This is a genomic window from Brevibacillus sp. MS2.2 (genome assembly GCF_013284345.1).
Taxonomy (GTDB): Bacteria; Bacillota; Bacilli; order Brevibacillales; family Brevibacillaceae; genus Brevibacillus; species Brevibacillus brevis_C.
Genome location: NZ_JABSUZ010000002.1, coordinates 314876 through 332267, shown reverse-complemented (window position 1 = coordinate 332267; position 17392 = coordinate 314876). Strand labels below are relative to the sequence as shown.

General features: G+C 47.0%; 17 protein-coding genes. 12 read left to right on the top strand and 5 right to left on the bottom strand.

Going from position 1 to position 17392, the window contains the following annotated elements; all coding sequences use genetic code 11:
- Window positions 1-48: 48 nt before the first annotated feature.
- A complete protein-coding gene (locus HP568_RS29980) occupies window positions 49-183 on the bottom strand; it encodes an EYxxD motif small membrane protein (RefSeq protein WP_255412999.1) in 135 nt (44 codons plus the stop codon).
- 18 nt (window positions 184-201) lie between these two features.
- Entirely contained in the window at window positions 202-744 is a 543-nt protein-coding gene (locus tag HP568_RS03095) for a YgaP family membrane protein (RefSeq protein WP_173628287.1), read from the bottom strand.
- 162 nt (window positions 745-906) lie between these two features.
- On the opposite strand from HP568_RS03095, the gene HP568_RS03090 reads away from it, so the two are divergent.
- The 7 genes from HP568_RS03090 (at window position 907) to pdxR (ending at window position 9621) form a co-directional block, all read left to right on the top strand.
- Window positions 907-2664, top strand: a complete 1758-nt coding sequence (locus HP568_RS03090; RefSeq protein WP_173628306.1) for an adenine deaminase C-terminal domain-containing protein — start codon at window positions 907-909, stop codon at window positions 2662-2664.
- Between the two features lie 232 nt (window positions 2665-2896).
- On the top strand, window positions 2897-4132 hold the full coding sequence (locus HP568_RS03085; RefSeq protein WP_173628286.1) for a branched-chain amino acid ABC transporter substrate-binding protein: 1236 nt from the start codon (window positions 2897-2899) through the stop codon (window positions 4130-4132).
- Between the two features lie 62 nt (window positions 4133-4194).
- Entirely contained in the window at window positions 4195-5241 is a 1047-nt protein-coding gene (locus tag HP568_RS03080) for a branched-chain amino acid ABC transporter permease (RefSeq protein WP_082195864.1), read from the top strand.
- Between the two features lie 9 nt (window positions 5242-5250).
- The gene (locus HP568_RS03075; protein WP_048031081.1) at window positions 5251-6534 is read left to right on the top strand and encodes a branched-chain amino acid ABC transporter permease; all 1284 of its coding nucleotides are present in this window, start codon (window positions 5251-5253) and stop codon (window positions 6532-6534) included.
- Window positions 6535-6555: 21 nt separating this feature from the next.
- Window positions 6556-7332: an ABC transporter ATP-binding protein gene (locus HP568_RS03070; protein WP_173628285.1), complete on the top strand. Its 777-nt coding sequence runs from the start codon at window positions 6556-6558 to the stop codon at window positions 7330-7332.
- Between the two features lie 14 nt (window positions 7333-7346).
- Window positions 7347-8054: an ABC transporter ATP-binding protein gene (locus HP568_RS03065; RefSeq protein WP_007717358.1), complete on the top strand. Its 708-nt coding sequence runs from the start codon at window positions 7347-7349 to the stop codon at window positions 8052-8054.
- Between the two features lie 82 nt (window positions 8055-8136).
- Window positions 8137-9621, top strand: coding sequence for a MocR-like pyridoxine biosynthesis transcription factor PdxR (gene pdxR / locus HP568_RS03060; protein WP_173628284.1), 1485 nt, complete (start codon window positions 8137-8139; stop codon window positions 9619-9621).
- A gap of 38 nt (window positions 9622-9659) precedes the next feature.
- Here the strand turns inward: pdxR and HP568_RS03055 are convergent, their stop codons facing one another.
- The gene (locus HP568_RS03055) at window positions 9660-10196 is read right to left on the bottom strand and encodes a hypothetical protein (RefSeq protein WP_173628283.1); all 537 of its coding nucleotides are present in this window, start codon (window positions 10194-10196) and stop codon (window positions 9660-9662) included.
- 528 nt (window positions 10197-10724) lie between these two features.
- The gene (locus HP568_RS03050; RefSeq protein ID WP_173628282.1) at window positions 10725-11177 is read right to left on the bottom strand and encodes a hypothetical protein; all 453 of its coding nucleotides are present in this window, start codon (window positions 11175-11177) and stop codon (window positions 10725-10727) included.
- A 51-nt stretch (window positions 11178-11228) separates the two neighbouring features.
- Here HP568_RS03050 and HP568_RS03045 point away from each other — a divergent pair, with 51 nt between their 5' ends.
- Window positions 11229-12203 (top strand): hypothetical protein, encoded by a 975-nt coding sequence (locus HP568_RS03045; RefSeq protein ID WP_173628281.1) that lies wholly within the window; start codon window positions 11229-11231, stop codon window positions 12201-12203.
- 358 nt (window positions 12204-12561) lie between these two features.
- Here the strand turns inward: HP568_RS03045 and HP568_RS03040 are convergent, their stop codons facing one another.
- Entirely contained in the window at window positions 12562-13323 is a 762-nt protein-coding gene (locus HP568_RS03040) for an IclR family transcriptional regulator (RefSeq protein ID WP_048031085.1), read from the bottom strand.
- Window positions 13324-13524: 201 nt separating this feature from the next.
- On the opposite strand from HP568_RS03040, the gene HP568_RS03035 reads away from it, so the two are divergent.
- Genes HP568_RS03035 through HP568_RS03020 form a run of 4 tightly spaced genes read left to right on the top strand, consistent with a single transcriptional unit; the run spans window position 13525 to window position 17389 of the window.
- Complete coding sequence (locus HP568_RS03035) at window positions 13525-14643, top strand: ABC transporter substrate-binding protein (protein WP_048031086.1); 1119 nt, start codon at window positions 13525-13527, stop codon at window positions 14641-14643.
- Between the two features lie 8 nt (window positions 14644-14651).
- Window positions 14652-15746, top strand: coding sequence for an ABC transporter ATP-binding protein (locus tag HP568_RS03030; RefSeq protein WP_048031087.1), 1095 nt, complete (start codon window positions 14652-14654; stop codon window positions 15744-15746).
- A 3-nt stretch (window positions 15747-15749) separates the two neighbouring features.
- Window positions 15750-16592: an ABC transporter permease gene (locus HP568_RS03025; protein WP_048031088.1), complete on the top strand. Its 843-nt coding sequence runs from the start codon at window positions 15750-15752 to the stop codon at window positions 16590-16592.
- Window positions 16589-17389: an ABC transporter permease gene (locus HP568_RS03020; RefSeq protein WP_048031089.1), complete on the top strand. Its 801-nt coding sequence runs from the start codon at window positions 16589-16591 to the stop codon at window positions 17387-17389. The genes HP568_RS03025 and HP568_RS03020 overlap by 4 nt, the downstream gene beginning before the upstream one ends.
- The last annotated feature ends 3 nt before the right edge of the window (window positions 17390-17392 follow it).

Genomic DNA, 17392 nt, shown 5'->3' with positions numbered 1-17392 from the left:
CATTTTCATCGAATGTAACGGGCTTTTCGTCTTCCTGTCTATGATTGGCTATTGTCGATATCTTCCTCTTCTTTTCGACGTCCGAAAGAAGTAATATCCCATCACGCCGATGACGCCAATGATCGTGGCAATAACAAAGAAGTTATGGGACATCCATTCATACATCTGGGAGCCGACAAGCATATGCAGTGCCTCCTCTCCTTATCTGTACGTGGGGTAGCGAGTAGTGCTGCTGTTATTATTTTCTTGGGAGCGAAATGAAATGAACTCTCTTGCCGCCTTTTCGAGAAGTTGATCCTCGGAGGTAAGCTTCGTGTTTTGCAGATTGTTGATTGGTTGTTTTTCCTGATTCGTTGATGATTGAGGGCTTGCAGAATACTGTATGTTTGTCTTATTGGTGGTAGATGGCGTATTGCTCGCATCATCCTGGCTGTTGTTCGAGTCTTTGATGGGCGCAATATTCATGGAGCGCGTGAACTGATTGACTGCCATCTGTACGCCTTTTTTCTTGAGTTGATCCATCATGCCCTGCATGCCATTCCCTTTTTTCGTATTGATGCCCATCGCTGCGTACATCGGACAAAAGCGAGTAGCTCCTTCTGCTACTTTCATGGCTGAAAAAGCCATGAGCAGCCATGGAGTGTTGTATGGGCGACGGTTCATTCTACCGATGCCGTATGCCAAGCCTAACAGACCGCCCGTTATACGAATCAGCGCGTCAGTTCTACCTACGTTTTTGTGCATGAGAGTTGTCCTCCTGTCGCAATTACTTCTATTCGATAGTCTGCGATGAAGGGCGACAAGACACCCGTGGGAATTGTTACTACCACCACCAAGCTTGCAGGGGAATGATTTATGGGCGGCGAAGCTGTAGACATCGGCAGACCAACAAGGAGAGAAGAAATGATGCGCGTACGAGCCATATCAGATCGTGATTACTTGAACATGATTCGCGTGAGTAGACGTCAGGCACCGGCAAGCCTCTGGATAAAAGGCGCAAGCGTACTGAATGTGTATACAAAAGAATGGCAAGAGCATCACGTCGCAGTGGCAGGAGAACGAATTGCTTATGTAGGAGAAAAAGAGCCGTTGGTCGATGATCAGACTGTCATCATCGAGGCGGCTGGACAGTATCTCGTTCCGGGTTACATCGAGCCACACGCACATCCGTTTCAATGGTACAACCCTTACACGTTGGCTGACTTTGCTCTGCAAACGGGAACGACTGGAATGATGTCGGACTCATTGATGCTGATGCATCTGCCTTTTTCGCAAACGGCAGCGATCATGGATTCTCTGGTTGCTCATCCGGTGAAGCAATTTTTCTGGGGCAGACTCGATCCGCAGACAGGGAAAGCTCATCCGGCGTTCACCAAGGAAAGCTTGGCGCGAATGCTGGAGCATCCACGCGTGATTCAGGGTGGGGAGTTGACGAATTGGGGCGGCGTTTTACAAGAGGATGAAACGCTGCTTTTTGGTTTGAAGCATACGCGGGACTTGGGCAAAAGGATGGAGGGACATCATCCGGGAGCTTCTTATGAGACCTTGAACATTGCCGCAGCAGCCGGCGTAACAGCTTGTCATGAGGCCATCGATGCAGCAGATTTGCTGGCGCGTATCCGTTTAGGTATGTATGCGACACTGCGCCATTCCTCGATTCGCCCTGATCTGCCGGAGCTGGTGAAAGGGTGGCTTGCGCTGGGTGTGCCGTGGTCATCACGGATGATGCTCACATCAGATGGAAGTACGCCGCCGATGCATCGTGACGGGTTCATGAATAGTACGATCCGTGTGGCCATCGAAGCGGGGATGCCACCAGAAGAAGCGTATGTCATGGCGACGCTGAACCCGGCTGTCTATTACGGGCTGGACGCGGAGATCGGAGGAATTGCGCCGGGCCGAATCGCGGATATGCTGTTGTTGACGGCAAAGGATCAACCGACACCATCCATCGTGATTGCAAATGGACAACGGGTGGCAGAAAAGGGAACCCTGCTCGTCCCAACCGTTCAGCCTCAATGGGACGAAGCTTCGTTACGTTTGACAGATCCATTGAAAAAGCAGGCACATCCTGATTGGTTCCGCTTGCGGCCAGATGAAGACGGCAAGGCCCCTGTGTTACAGATGCTGAATGCCGTTATCACCCGGTTGTCGCTAGAGGACATGCCCGTTGATCAGGATGGTTATGTATCTTTGCAGCATGATCCGCAGTTGGCGCTGATCGCGACCATCGATGCAACTGGCGGCAACCGAACATTGGCAGTGCTTCGCGGCTTCGGTGAGCATCTCGAAGGGCTGGCCAGCACCTATTCAGCGTCTGGCGATTGGATCGTAATCGGACGCAATCCCCACGCGATGGCACAAGCATTGGAACGTACTCGGGAAATAAAAGGCGGGGTCGTCCTGATCGATGAAGGAAAAGTAATTTGTGAATGCCCATTGCCTCTTACTGGAAAATTCGCATCTGCACCGATGGAGGAAGTGATCAGCATGGGTGAAAATTTGGTAAATCAGCTCCGTTCCAAAGGCCATGTCCATCTTGACCCGATTTATTCGATTTTGTTTTTTACCGCTACCCACTTGCCGTATGCCCGTCTTACAGCAACAGGCATTGTCGATGTTAAGAGTGGGCAAATCATCGTTCCGGCACTCCCTCTACCTTAAGGGACGCTTGCGGTCATAATCGATTTGTAATTGTTTGTACATCAATGATATATGTATATAAAATATATTTTACTTCTTGTAAATTATCAGATTTATTTTAAAATAAAAACAACCAAGCCTCATCTATCTTTATCCCCGAAGAGTCATTGTTTTTGAAAGTCGCAACCTGGCTAGCGAGGTAGATGGACTGGGTAACAAGAACAAAGAATGATAAAAGGGGGATTCATTCTGAATGAAAAAGCGCTCTTATGTCGGGGTTTTATCTGCGGTATTGGCTACGAGTATGGCATTAACAGGTTGCGCAGGAAACAGTAATTCAAGCGGCGGTAGTAACGCAAGCGGGGGGCAAAGTCAGCCAGCTCCAAGCAACAGCGGAAACGGAAAGACCGAGGGCGGTCTCATCAAGATCGCCACACAATCCCCACTATCCGGGAGCAATTCTGCTGTGGGAGATGCGATTAAGACAGGCGCAGGTTACGCACTCGAAAAGCGCAAGGAAGAGTTTAAAGCACTTGGCTTTGATCTCCAGCTTTTCCCTCAGGATGATCAAGGCGACCCGAAAATCGGGGTATCCAATGCGGAGATGCTCATCTCTGATCCCGATGTGTACGGTGTAGTTGGGCACTATAACACAGGTGTTGCCATTCCATCGTCTGTGAAGTACGAGGAAGGCAAGCTGGTCATGGTATCTCCAGCAAACACAGGGGTAAAGCTCACGGAGGAAGGCAAGAAAACCGTCCATCGAATCTGTGCTCGCGATGACGCGCAAGGACCAAAGGCTGCTCTTTATGCAAAAAATACACTTGGTGTAAAAACGGCCTATATTATCCATGATAAGACTGCATACGGCCAAGGTCTGAGTGATCAAGTAAAGATGCAATTCGAAAAGGATGGAGTTCAAATCCTTGGCTTCGAAGGCATTACCCAGGGCGAAAAGGACTACAGCGCGGTACTTAACCAGGTAACGGTGAAAAACCCGGACATCATCTTTTTCGGCGGTCTTTATCCAGAAGGTGGAATCTTGATCAAACAAGCTCGTGAAAAAGGATTTAAGGGTTATTTTATGGGTGGCGACGGCTTGGATTCTTCTGATATGATAAAAATAGCCGGAGCTGCTGTCGAAGGTGTAGTCTTTACGTCAGTAGCAGGGGACGTAACGCAGACCGAAGAGGGCAAGAAATGGGCTGAAGAGTACAAAAAAGTCACAAACAAGCCTCTGGAAACCTATTCCGTCTACGGTTTCGACTCTATGAACGTCATCCTCAATGGTGTTTTGGAAGCTACCAAAGCAAACGGAGGCAAAAAACCAACCCGCGAGCAAGTCCTCGATGCAGTCCACAAAACCAAGGATTTTCAGGGTCAATTCACCAAGGTTACCTTTGATGAAAAAGGTGACAACACAAATGCAGATGTATTTATTTACAAGTTTGACAAGGACAAATCCATTTTCGTAGGCAAGGCCGAGTAATCACACCACACAATGCGCACACACTCCCATGCCTCATATCAGGATAGGGGGGCTGCACGCCGGTGTTGGCCCCTTTTCCACGAGAAAACAAGTCCAGTCAACCGAATGAATGCAGAAAATTTGTACAAGTTTACATGAGAAATGAGGGATGGGAAAGCATGATCAACATTTTGCCTCAGGTGTTGGTTGACGGATTGACACTTGGATTTATGTACGCAGTCGTGGCTTTAGGCTACACAATGGTTTACGGGATTTTGGAAATTATCAACTTTGCTCATGGAGACATTTTCATGGTCGGAGCCTTTATCGGTACAGAGGTATTATTGATCTCTGATGCGCTAGGGGCACTCGAAGGTATGAATCCATTTGTCGCACTTTTCATAACACTCATAATTGCCATGGTATTAACTGGTGCTTTGGGGGTAGGAATTGAGAGGATTGCCTATCGACCATTGCGTGGAGCACCTCGTCTTGTGCCGTTGATTTCGGCGATTGGCGTATCGTTTTTGCTACAGGACCTCGTACGTTTTACAGAAGCACTAGCTCGTAATGAGTTTTATCTGAATAGTCCCGCTCTTTTTACAGGTTCGATTCCAATAGGTAGTATTGCTACGATCCCAACAAAAGGATTAATCGTAATTGTAATTGCGATCGTCATGATGATTGCGTTGACGTTGTTTGTGAATAAAACAAAGTGGGGAATCGCCATGCGCGCCGTTGCACAAGACCAGAGTACGGCTTCGCTGATGACCATAAATGTAAACAAAGTAATCATGCTTACGTTTTTGATTGGCTCCAGTCTGGGTGGCGCGACAGGTGTTCTGTTTGCGCAAAACTACGGGACGATCGATCCGTATATCGGTTTTATTCTTGGTCTAAAAGCATTTACCGCTGCCGTCCTCGGCGGGATTGGGAACCTGCGTGGTGCGATGATCGGTGGCGTACTCCTCGGTCTTTTAGAATCTCTGTCCGGTGCCTTTATGGGGCCGCTGACCAACGGAGCCTTTGGTGCAGAGTACAAAGATGTGTTTGCGTTCAGTATTTTAATTCTCGTGCTTCTCTTCAAGCCGGAAGGACTGTTTGGCGAAGCTGTAAAAGAGAAAGTGTAGGTGAAATAAATGGCAAATCTCGCTTGGAAATCGTTCAAAGGCATTCCGCTCGTATTTACGTTGATCTGGATTGTAGCTTTTTCTGCCGCGTTGTACCTCATGGATAAATCGGTTATCGCGTTTCTCGGCATTCTTTCTTCCATTGTGCTTGTCTATTACACTAATACCTCCAAGTCGATCAAAATGGCGATTGGCGCTATCGTTCTCCTCCTGATCATTCCGTTGGTAGCCGGTGAAAACCGTTACTACATGGAGGTAGCTTCACAGGTTGGCATCTACGTAGCGATGGCTTTGGGCTTGAATATCGTAGTAGGCTTTGCTGGTCTGCTTGACTTGGGTTACGTTGCGTTTTTTGCTGCTGGGGCTTATGCGTACGCGATTTTCTCGACCTCGCAAGCGAATGAGTTTATTGCAGGGAATCTGTTCCCGCTCTCCGGTGAGTGGTTTTGGCCATTTCTCATAGTCGGCTTGATTGTGGCTGCTGTTTTCGGAATATTGCTAGGATTGCCAGTTCTCAGAGTAAAAGGGGATTACCTCGCGATCGTGACCTTGGGCTTCGGTGAAATCATTCGCATTGTCTTCAACAACCTGGACAAGCCCATCAACATCACCAACGGTCCACAGGGAATCACGCCGATTCCGTCTCCTGAGCTGTTTGGGATCAAAATGGGGACGCCGTTTTACTTTTACTTCATTGTGTTGTTTGTGATTGCCTTTATCGTTTTGGCGAATATACGCTTTGAGCATTCCCGTTTGGGGCGTGCATGGATTGCGGTACGTGAGGATGAGCTGGCTGCCCAGTCGATGGGGATTTCCCTGTTGAATACCAAGCTGGCAGCATTTGCACTGGGTGCTTCCTTCGCTGGTGTCGTCGGTGTTATCTTTGCTGCCAAACAGACGTTTATCGATCCGACTTCCTTTACGCTGATGGAATCGATCGGGATATTGGTCATGGTCATTCTGGGTGGGAGTGGCAGTATTCCAGGCGTTGTGCTTGGCGCCGCATTTGTGACAATCTTGCAGGTACAGCTGTTGAAGGAATTTTCCAACTTCCTGCACGGTCTGCAAAATGCGGGGATCATCAGTTTGCCTAACCAGTTGGACCCATCCAAGTTTCAGCGACTCATTTTCGGAATTATGCTCATTCTCGTTGCCTTGTATCGCCCTAACGGATTGATTCCGGCCAAACGGAAGAAAAACAATCTCGATGCGATCAAAAAGAGCGAGTTTGGCAAAGAAAAGCTGGGGATTCTCGGCAGACTGTCCCAATTGACTTCTGGAAAACAGTCATAGCGGACGAGGAGGGAAATGAGCATGGCATTGTTAGAGGCAAAAAATTTAACGAAGCGCTTCGGTGGCTTGGTAGCCAATCAAGACGTCTCGATTGACATCGAAAAAGGAAGTATTACGGCGGTCATCGGTCCGAATGGGGCCGGAAAAACGACTTTTTTCAATATGATTACCGGATTTTACGAGCCAGACGAGGGAGAAATCCTGCTGAATGGCAAAAGCATCAAGAAGCTTCGTCCTGATCAGATCGCGAGTCGCGGTGTCACGCGCACCTTTCAAAACATTCGTCTGTTCAAAGAAATGACGGCATTGGAAAATGTCATGGTGGGTGTGCATAGCCGCTTATCGGCTGGAATTCTTGGAATCCTGTTCAACTCCAAGCGTGTACGCCAGGAGGAAGAACGGACGCGCGTCGAGGCTTATCAGCTCATGGAGTATGTCGGGATCGCACATATTGCCAATGAAGCAGCAGGGAGTCTGCCTTACGGGTTGCAACGAAGACTGGAAATTGCCCGGGCGATGGCGACCAATCCGCAAATTATTTTGCTCGATGAACCGGCGGCAGGGATGAATCCTCGCGAGACGGTTGAGATGACGGATTTTATTCGTCGGCTGAAAAAAGAGCTCGATTTGACGATCATTTTGATCGAGCATGATATGAAGCTGGTCATGGGACTTAGCGAGTACATTCACGTGCTGGATTACGGGAGAAAAATTGCAGAAGGTACACCCGAACAAATCCGCAACAACCCTAACGTCATTGAGGCCTATCTCGGAAAAAGTGCGTCGGACGTGTCGTAGAAGGAGGAAAATCGATGGCATTGCTAGAGCTGACTAACGTTCATACGTATTACGGCGGCATCCACGCATTAAAAGGATTGAGCATAACGGTAAACGAAGGCGAAGTGGTGACGCTGATCGGCTCCAACGGGGCAGGTAAATCCACTACGTTGAAAACGATATGTGCGCAAACCCGTGCCAAAGAAGGAAAAGTCATCTTTAATGGCAAAGACATTACACAGATGCGTACCCATGATATTGCTTTAGCAGGAATTGCTCATGTTCCGGAAGGTCGCCGTATTTTTCCCAAACTGACCGTACGTGAGAATTTGGAGATGGGTGCCTTCAGTGTATCTGATAAAAAGGTGATTGAAGAAGGAATTGAGCGTGCCTTTGCTTACTTTCCGCGATTGAAGGAACGGGTTAGTCAAAAAGGTGGCACGATGTCCGGGGGCGAGCAGCAAATGCTGGCGATTGCTCGTGGACTGATGATGAAGCCAAAAATTCTCATGCTCGATGAACCGTCGATGGGATTGGCGCCGATTCTGGTGGAGCAGATTTTTGACATCGTTACAGAGCTGAACAAGGAAGGCATGACGATTCTCTTGGTCGAGCAAAATGCGAATCAGGCGCTGTCTGTCGCGCATCGCGGTTATGTGATTCAGACAGGCGAAATTATTTTGCAAGACGACGCTCAGACATTATTGATGAATCCGCAGGTAAGAGAGGCGTATTTGGCGTAATATTGGTGTAATGGAAACGTGAGTGCCGATGGGGATTTTTGTCTCCGTCGGTTTTTCATTTGGACAGCGAGGAGGATGTAGCTTGCTAGATATTAGTCCCCGCTTTGTAGAAGGGAGCGAGCCTCTCTATCTACAGCTATATCGCTATTTTTGTACAGAAATACAGGGGAGGCGCTTGATCTCCGGGACGCGTCTGCCTTCTGTTCGGGCATTGAGCGGATTTTTGCAAGTGAGTAAAACAACTGTCGAGAGCGCCTATCACCAGCTCATGGCAGAAGGCTACATTGAGAGTTGGGAGCGCAGCGGATTTTATGTGGTCGATGTGGACTGGGATGGGCCAGTGCCTGTACCTGTATCTACAGGGAAAGGGCAGCAACCAAGTAAAACGGCTCACGTCCAAACGCCTGCACCTACGTCTTTACCAGTCCCGGTCCAATATGATTTTCACCAAGCCCGCGTAGATGCCGAGCATTTTCCTTTTGAGCGTTGGCGCAAGTACACCAACCAATGCATGCAGGAAGAAAACAAGCATGTGCTCTACTACGGCGATGGACAAGGAGAGCCGCAGCTGCGGGAGGAGCTCGCACGTTATCTCGGACGTGCTCGAGGTGTACAAGCTACGCCGGAACAAATAGTGATCGGTGCGGGAACGCAAGTGATGATCAGCTTATTGATGATCTTATTCGGGATACGAGGACAGGCTGTTGCGATGGAAGAGCCGGGCTATCACGGTGTTCGTGCCGTGTTTTCCCATTTGGGCTATGATGTGCGCCCGATCAAGCTGGAGGAGGATGGGATTGATGTGGAAGCGCTTAGTGAGAGTGGAGCGCAGCTCGTTTATATCACTCCGTCTCATCAGGACCCTTCTGGTATTGTTATGCCGTATGCCAAACGGCTAAAGCTGCTACACTGGGCGAATCAGACGGGGAGCTACATCATGGAGGATGACTACGACGGTGAGTTTCGCTATCATGGCAAGCCGATACCTTCCCTTCAAGGGCTGGATACGCAGGGACGCGTCATTTATTTGGGGACGTTCTCCAAGGCGTTGCTGCCGTCGATTCGGATGAGCTATATGGTTTTGCCACAAGCGTTATTGGCGGTGTATCAGGAGAAATTGGCGGATTTTGACCAGTCGGCATCGCGTATTCATCAGGAGACGCTGGCCTTGTTCATGAAAAATGGCGATTGGGAGCGGCATATTCGCAAGATGCGGACGCTTTACCGCAAAAAGCATGGGGTGCTGCTTCAGTGCTTGCAGGAACACTTTGGAACGTACATCCGGATCAAAGGTCAGGATGCTGGGCTGTCCGTAACGGTAGAAGTGGAAAGTAAGAGCACACCGCAACAGTTGACGCAAATTGCGGCTGCATCAGGCGTTCGTGTCTATCCAACCGCACATAAATGGGTTCATCCGCAGGAAAATGGACTTCCGGCTTTTCAGTTCGGATTCGGGGGGCAGACCATCGAGGAGATTGAGGGTGGGATTCGTCTGTTGAAACGTGCATGGGAGCCTTATTTGCAAGTGGAACGGGAAAATAAAAACCCAATCCAAGGGATCGGGTGAGGAAAAGCAGCATCCCAAAAAGGGAGTGCTGCTAATAATTAGGGGACGTACTGTTCTGTAACTTTTGTGATGATTCCATTCTTTACTTCAACGTGGAATGGTATCTGATAAGGAATTCCCTTGGATAGTACAAACTTTTTAAAAGTATCGGCGTTTACTGCTTCATTCCAATGGAAATTCTCGCCTTGAGTAGAGTTGGTTTGAAGAGTAAACGAAGCCTTTGGAGAAATTTCAAACGTTCTAATTTTAGGACTGCTATTACGAATGTAATATGGCATAGGATAGTCCTCTTTTTCTAATGGATGATCTTGACGATAAGCTTTTACAGCTGCCTCACCGAAAAACCATTGAACATAGTCCAGCGAAACGATTAGTTTTCCATTTTTTACTTGTAGCGTTTTCACATATGCCATTGATTTTTCAAGGGTATTTCCTTGTTTATCCTTGCTACTTGTTGGAACCATTACTTGGGGAGGAACAGGTGCAACCGTTCCTTGCTGTGAAGCTGCATGAGCGTCAGGAACAAGCAAAGCACAGAATAACAAAGAAGAAAGCAGCAAATATGTTTTTCTCATAGGATGTCATTTCCTTTCTGTTTACACGTAAATACGTTTCACAATTAGTAGACGAAAAACGAACTAAACCGTTTCTCCTCTACATGAAAAATTTAACTTAATATCTCGGGAGTCTAACAGTAGTAAAGTGTTCTATAGAAAAGAGACAAAAAAAGTAGACCTTATAAGGGAGTGTAGCTCCCAGGACAGCCAAAGTACGGGCGGTGCGGTGGGAAAAACAACATAGGTACTCGTAAGTTTTTTGATAACGTCCTCTCAGATATTGAGGCGGGCAAGGGTTTGGCATTTAAGCCTCCCCGTAACCTGAAGTCGATGAAGCTAATATAAGGCTTGATACTGGTGTGTGTCTTTATCCTATTCCATATCAGAGATTCAGATGAATACATCTATTATTCGAAGTTAGAAAGTAGTGCATTAAAAATATAAAAAATTTACATTAATGTATAAAATTGACAATAATATACAAAATGTGATAAAAGGGTAATATTGGTAATTTTTATCACATTTTGTATTGGGGGTGGAATTAATTTATTTCATAAGTGAAATTAGTCTTTTGGCGGATTCACTATCTGAGGGGTTAGATGATAATGCTTCGACACATTTAATAAACTCTTCTAATTCTTGGGGATTATCATCGATTGTTGCATGTTGATAATTTTGAAAGTAGTTTTCTAGCATGTATCCGTAACTAAGTACATTCTTGGCTTCTTCAGTTGTACCTACAGTAAATGAGGTACTATCAACAAGAATTTGAACTTTACTCGCATGGGAAAGCGCTAATTTATATTTTGTATCCCAATCAGTGCTTTGCCTTAATGAAGTAGCGATGGATCTTAAACTTCTTTGAAAATCAACATCATTGCGCTTTTGGTAAAGTTCTAAATGGTTTTTAGTTTTTACTAATCCCCATATTGAGAAGATATTGGTGACTACTAATGCAGCAATTAGTGTAGAGGCAAAGTATTTTTTACCAATTTTCAATGAATCTCACCTTTTCGTTTTCTCTTAATTATATAACAAGGAGTGTAAGAAATGTTAAAAAAAGCAAAAATGGCCATATCGGCAGTGTTGCTTACATCTATATTTTATATGGATTCTACTATAATTTTGGCTAAATCTAATGACAATTTGAGTCAATCAGAAATGAAAAAACTAAAGGAAGTCTTTAAATTCTCTGATCAACACATTGAGGATTTAGTAGAGGATGGATTTGTTCAAGATTATTTATCTATGGAAAAACCAGTAGTTAGTAAGAAAGAGGAATACTATGAGCTAACAAGAGAGCCAAATGGTGAAGTCGCAGTCGAGCAACTTACCAAAAAAGAATTTGATACAAAGGTAACTGAAAACCAAGAATCTAACGAACAAAAAGAAAAAGATGGAGAATCTGGCTTAATTTCGACTCTAGGACACGATATTGAAGATCGTCATGATTATATAACCTTAGAGACATGGTTCATATATGACGAAGTGGACTGGGACGCACAAGCTTCAGCACGTTTCGAATTTGCAGATAATAGTTCTACATATGGCTTTACAGAAGCAGATCTTTATGATGATATTCTTGCCATTGGTGTTAGCGAAAATGCTCGACTAATGCCTGGTACTGAGGATTTTTCTCTGAAATATCGTTTATATGGGTTCAACGGTGAATACGATAAGTATGGAGATCCTATTAATGAGTGGTACTCTGATAGTAAGACAGATAGTAAAGCAGATTTGCGGGACGAAGGTGGTTACGCATTTAACGTGAACTTCCCCAGTTTAAATAATAATAGAAGACAGCATATCAAAAATATAAGAGGCTACATGAAAGTCGATGTAGAACCTGAGGGTTCTTCTTGGGGCGGAGAGAGATATGATGTATTTAGCCATTATCTACATACACAGTACAAAATACATTGGTCAGGTGCTTTCTCAATTCCTATAGGTGGAAGCATTGCATTTGAATACGAAGATGATGTACAAAAAATTACAGGACACACTTCAGAGCGCATTCGCGATTAATTAGTATTTACTGTATCTTACGTTTAGTGTAACGATTAAATTAATTAATTGTATCGATAATATCCTCTTTGTTTTAAGTAAAGATGATGTAGTATATCGCCAGTAACCCTATTCGCTACTCTCCCAATGAAGCGGGGATTTGCCGTAATCGGCTTAAATTCCCAAGGAATCATGAACTGGTCGATCTCGGCTCGACGCTACGGCCTGGCATTGAACAGCAGAGTATGCGCAGGAGTCCGCTGTGCGTCGGGAGCTTTCATCTACAATGGAAGCTGAGGGAGTCAGCATAAAGAGAAACCTCCTGTCATCGGAGCAGACTGATGAACAGGAGGTTTTTTCATGGAAACTCAAGCTATGCTCAAGACATTCGATACCCTAACTGAGCAGACATCGCACGTACCGTCGCTAGCGTTTCTTGTAAAATCTCTTCTTGTTTCGGCATCACGCGGTCGGAGGGACCGATGACACTGACGGATGCAGTTACGTGTCCAGTTGAATCAAAAATCGGGGCAGCGATTCCGGTCACGCCTGTATTGCGCCGATTCGAGCTGATTTCATAGCCTCGCTTGCGGATCGTCACCAAATCTTCTTTGATTTGCTCGATTGACGTGTACGAATGAGGTGTGTAGCTTTTCAGCGGGTGTTCCTGCAAAATCTCATCCTGAAACTCCTCCGGCTGATAGGCGAGCAAAACCCTGGCGGCGGAGGTAGAGTAAAGGGGAAAACGTCGGAAGGATTCGACGGTAAACCGAACAGGATGAAGCGAATCCTCTTTGGCGACATAAATTGCGTCCTTGGAATCTTGTACACATAAGACCGCCAATTCGTTTGTCCGTGAGACAAGCTGGTCCAGAAACGGTTTGGAAAAATCAACGATATCGTGATTCGTGAGCACCTTCGTGCCCAGCTCCAAAAGCGTGTAGCCAAGCGTATACTGCTTGGTTTTTTCATTTTGGCGGATAAAGCCTTCAGACTCCAGCGTGGACAGGAGCTTGTGAACGGCTCCCTTAGACAGCTGGAGCTTTTTGCTGAGCTCCGTTACCCCGAGTTCCTTTGGCGAATCGAGAAATATTTTTAACAGCCGACAGCCATTTCGAACAGAAGACAATACTTGGTCCATACAAACGTCTCCTTTGCTTACAATAGCCTTATTTTACGTGTAAGAAACAATGCTGACAATCTCGCAATTCAGGCAATGATGATGCTATTACGACTACCTTGAATAGTCAGTATCTTTATGCTAGTATAACATTATCGTTCTCGAATAGGAAACGATGTTCTCTATTCGTGAACAATACAGACAATCGGGGGTCGAACTTACATGAAGAAAAAGGCATTATCCGTCTTGTCCATTTTCGCTTTGACTGGTTCCTTGCTGGCTGGATGTGGCTCCTCCACACCGCAAACATCTGCTCCTGCACCGGCTGCTGGCAACAATAGCGGCACCGAAGCACAAGCTCAGCTGGAAGACACTTTGGTAGTAGCAGGAAACGGCGCGACCGTTGAAAAGATGATGAAGGATGAAGTCTTCAAGAAGTTTAACGAGAAGTATCCGAATGTAAAGCTGACCTATGTTTCCGGAGTTTCTACGGACATCGTGGCGAAGGTTAAGGCACAGAAAAATTCTCCGCAAATCGACTTGACCATCGTTGAGGGCGGCGAGCAAGAGAAAGGTCGTCAAGAAGGCTTGTGGGAAACCGTATCGGCAACAGAGATTCCGAACATGAAAAACGTACCGGAAGATTTGCATGTGACAGAGGATAGCGGTGTCGTCGTAAACTTCACGCCGATGGGGATTTCCTACAATGCGGATCTGGTAAAAGAAAAAGGCTTGCCTGTACCGAAATCGTGGAATGACTTGGCGAAGCCTGAAGTGAAAGGCTACATCACGATGACAGACGTAGCGAGCAACTTCGGACGCTCTGCGATGATCATGCTGGCGTACGCAAATGGCGGGTCCGAGAAAAATATGGAACAAGGCTTCAAACAAATGGAAACGATTGCAGGATACATGCCGACCTTTGCGAAGAGTGCAGCACAGCTTCAGCAAAATCTGCAAAACAAGAGCGCAGCGTACACCACTTGGACGATGGCGCGCAGCTTGACACAAAAAGAAGCAGGCGTACCATTGGAGTTCGTTTTCCCTGAAGAGGGAGGAAACATCGTACCGAACGTAGCTACGCTGGTAAAAGGTTCGAAGAGTCCAAAAGCGGCAAAAGCATTCGTCGATTTCCTTTTGACAGATGAAATTCAAACGATGTACGCAACGAAGCTGTACTACAATCCGGCAACATCTGTGAAGCTGCCAGACGATGTAGCGAAAACATTGGAATTCGATCGCACAAAGGTTGTCAACTTCGACTATAGCGTAGTGAGCAAGGAAACATCTGCTTGGCTGGATCGCTTTAACAAAGAAATCGCACCTAAAACAGGAAAGTAGGTATTCACGTGACCAAGGTGATTGACGTTGAACTGCGCGGCATCATGAAAAAATTTCAAAGCAATGTCGTGGTTCAAAACTTCAACCTGCAGGTGGAGCAAGGCGAATTCATCTCGTTCCTCGGCCCATCTGGTTGCGGTAAGACCACGACCTTGAATATGATTGCCGGTTTTTTGGACCCGGATGGCGGAGACCTCTTGATCAAGGGGCAGCGAATGAATGGCGTGCCTCCGTACAAACGGGAGCTGGGAATGGTGTTCCAGACGTACTCGTTGTTCCCGCATATGACTGTGGCGGAAAACATCGCCTACGGCTTGAAATTGCGCAAAGTGAACAAGCAAGAAATGCAAGAGCGTGTGAATCGTGTACTCGGGCTGGTCAAGCTGCCAAACGTAGCAGACCGCTACCCGAAACAGCTCTCTGGCGGACAACGTCAGCGGATTGCGATTGCACGGGCGCTTGTTATTGAGCCGTCGCTCCTGCTTTTGGATGAGCCGCTCAGTAACTTGGATGCCAAACTTCGTGAAGAGCTACGCGATGAGTTAAAGCGCTTACATCACGAAATCGGCGTTACGACTATTTTCGTTACCCATGACCAAGAAGAGGCGCTAGCGCTCTCTGATCGCATTGTGGTCATGAATCACGGATTCGTGGAGCAAATCGGTACACCGCTGGAGATTTACAATCAGCCCGCATCTGAATTCGTACATACCTTCATCGGTAAGACGAACCGTTTGGAAGGGGAAGTCATCGGATTGGACGGGGATGTACTCACGCTGCGGACGACTGGTGGAATGCTTGTGAAGGCAGCAAAGCAACAGCGAACAGTGGCACTCCATGAAAAAGTGATCATTTTTATCCGACCAGAGAAAATCAAGCTGACCGATACAGCAGTCAGCGAGGAAGCGAATCGGGTAAAAGGACATTTGCAGCTTGCCTCCTTCCTGGGCTCGTACACAGAATGTGAGGTCAAGGTCGGGGAGCATACGCTTTCGGTAAAAGTCCAAATGACCGATAGTTCGGTGGACCGCCAAGAAGGTCAAACGGTTTACTGTCAATGGAACGCGGACGACGTACTGGTCATGCCCGCAGGAAGGGGATGACGGATGAGCAAGCGTCTCTCGGTTACATTGTTGACAGCACCTGCGATGATTTTGTTGCTTGGCGTATTCATCATCCCGATGCTGATGATGCTTTTGCTTAGCTTTCAGGATGAGAATCAGGCGTTTTCTTTGCACAATTATTTATTGTTTGTACAAGATCCGTACTACTTGGAAGTTCTTTGGCGGACAATTCGCGTGAGTCTCTGGACGGTATTGGCGAGCCTCTTGCTTGGATTCCCTGTAGCGATGTACATGGCGCAGGCTACAGGGAAAATGCGTGGAATCGTCACGATGCTGATCCTGGCCCCTCACCTTATCAGTGTTGTTATTCGCAACTTCGGTTGGGTAGTAGTTTTAGGGGAAAAAGGGTGGATCAATGAAACGTTGATCAGTCTGGGGTTGATCGATCAACCATTGCGGCTGTTGTACAACGAGCTGGGTATTGTGATCGGTCTGACGGATTCCTTTATTGCCTACATGGTTCTGGCGATTGCAACGAGCCTGTATGCCATCGATCCGTCCCTGAATAAGGCGGCATCGATTTTGGGGGCTTCCCGCGTACGTACGTTTTTCAGTGTGACTTTGCCCTTGTGCTTGCCGGGGATTATTGCCGGTACGACACTGGTGTTCAGCTTGTCGATGAGTGCTTTTGTAACACCTGCCTTGATGGGGGGAACGTCCGTTAAGGTCATGCCTGTCATCGCCTATGAGCAAATCATGGCGACACTGAACTGGCCTTTGGGTGCGGCACTTGCCTTCCTGCTTCTGGGAAGCACGATTCTATTAGTGACTTTGTATACGAAGCTAATTGAAACCAAGCGGTATAAAGAGGTGTTTGCGTCATGAAAAAAATAAACGTACTCGGACTCATCACATTCTTTGTGCTTGTTTTGGTCAATCTGCCGTTTCTGGTCATTATCCCGAGCTCCTTTACCGCAGCAGGATATCTCGGGTTTCCGCCGGAAGGGTTTTCGTGGCAGTGGTATGAGATGATTTTGGATCGACCGGAGTTCATCGATTCGCTGTGGTTCAGTCTTAAGCTCGCTACGGTAACGGCAATTTTGGCGACTCTCATAGGGACATTGGCTGCATTCGCGCTGTCCAAATACAAGTTTCGTGGGAGCGGCATCATCAACGCACTGATGCTTTCACCACTTACCGTTCCTTCGCTCATTATCGGGATTTCCGCGCTGCTGTTTTTCACGCGAATTGGTATAGCAGGGACGTTTACGGGGCTTTTGCTGGCGCACATGCTGATCTCGATTCCGTATGTCGTAAGGCTGGTGCTCACAGGGCTTAGCTCGTTCGATTATACGTTGGAAAAAGCGGGATACATGCTCGGGGCCCATCCGTTTCGGGTGTTCTGGGATATTACGTTGCCACTGTTGCGTCCGGCCATCGTGTCGGGGATGATCTTTTCGTTCTTGACGTCGTTTGACAATGTGACGGTTTCCTTATTCTTGGTGGCACCGGATACGACGACGCTGCCACTCGCGATTTTCACCTATATGCAGGAAACACTTGACCCGTTGGTGGCTTCGATTTCCTCGGTGGTCATCCTGCTGAGTCTGGTGTTCATCGTCTTGTTGGAAAAAGTGTACGGACTAGAGCGCCTGTTCGGACTCAATTCACAATCTCACTAAGGA

Coding starts and splice junctions, on each gene's coding strand:
- HP568_RS03070 (WP_173628285.1), top strand. CDS start 6,556: ATGGCATTGTTAGAGGCAAAAAATTTAACGAAGCGCTTCGGTGGCTTG.
- HP568_RS03040 (WP_048031085.1), bottom strand. CDS start 13,323: ATGGACCAAGTATTGTCTTCTGTTCGAAATGGCTGTCGGCTGTTAAAA.
- HP568_RS29980 (WP_255412999.1), bottom strand. CDS start 183: ATGCTTGTCGGCTCCCAGATGTATGAATGGATGTCCCATAACTTCTTT.
- HP568_RS03045 (WP_173628281.1), top strand. CDS start 11,229: ATGTTAAAAAAAGCAAAAATGGCCATATCGGCAGTGTTGCTTACATCT.
- HP568_RS03085 (WP_173628286.1), top strand. CDS start 2,897: ATGAAAAAGCGCTCTTATGTCGGGGTTTTATCTGCGGTATTGGCTACG.
- HP568_RS03055 (WP_173628283.1), bottom strand. CDS start 10,196: ATGAGAAAAACATATTTGCTGCTTTCTTCTTTGTTATTCTGTGCTTTG.
- HP568_RS03035 (WP_048031086.1), top strand. CDS start 13,525: ATGAAGAAAAAGGCATTATCCGTCTTGTCCATTTTCGCTTTGACTGGT.
- HP568_RS03025 (WP_048031088.1), top strand. CDS start 15,750: ATGAGCAAGCGTCTCTCGGTTACATTGTTGACAGCACCTGCGATGATT.
- HP568_RS03065 (WP_007717358.1), top strand. CDS start 7,347: ATGGCATTGCTAGAGCTGACTAACGTTCATACGTATTACGGCGGCATC.
- HP568_RS03090 (WP_173628306.1), top strand. CDS start 907: ATGCGCGTACGAGCCATATCAGATCGTGATTACTTGAACATGATTCGC.
- HP568_RS03020 (WP_048031089.1), top strand. CDS start 16,589: ATGAAAAAAATAAACGTACTCGGACTCATCACATTCTTTGTGCTTGTT.
- HP568_RS03095 (WP_173628287.1), bottom strand. CDS start 744: ATGCACAAAAACGTAGGTAGAACTGACGCGCTGATTCGTATAACGGGC.
- HP568_RS03075 (WP_048031081.1), top strand. CDS start 5,251: ATGGCAAATCTCGCTTGGAAATCGTTCAAAGGCATTCCGCTCGTATTT.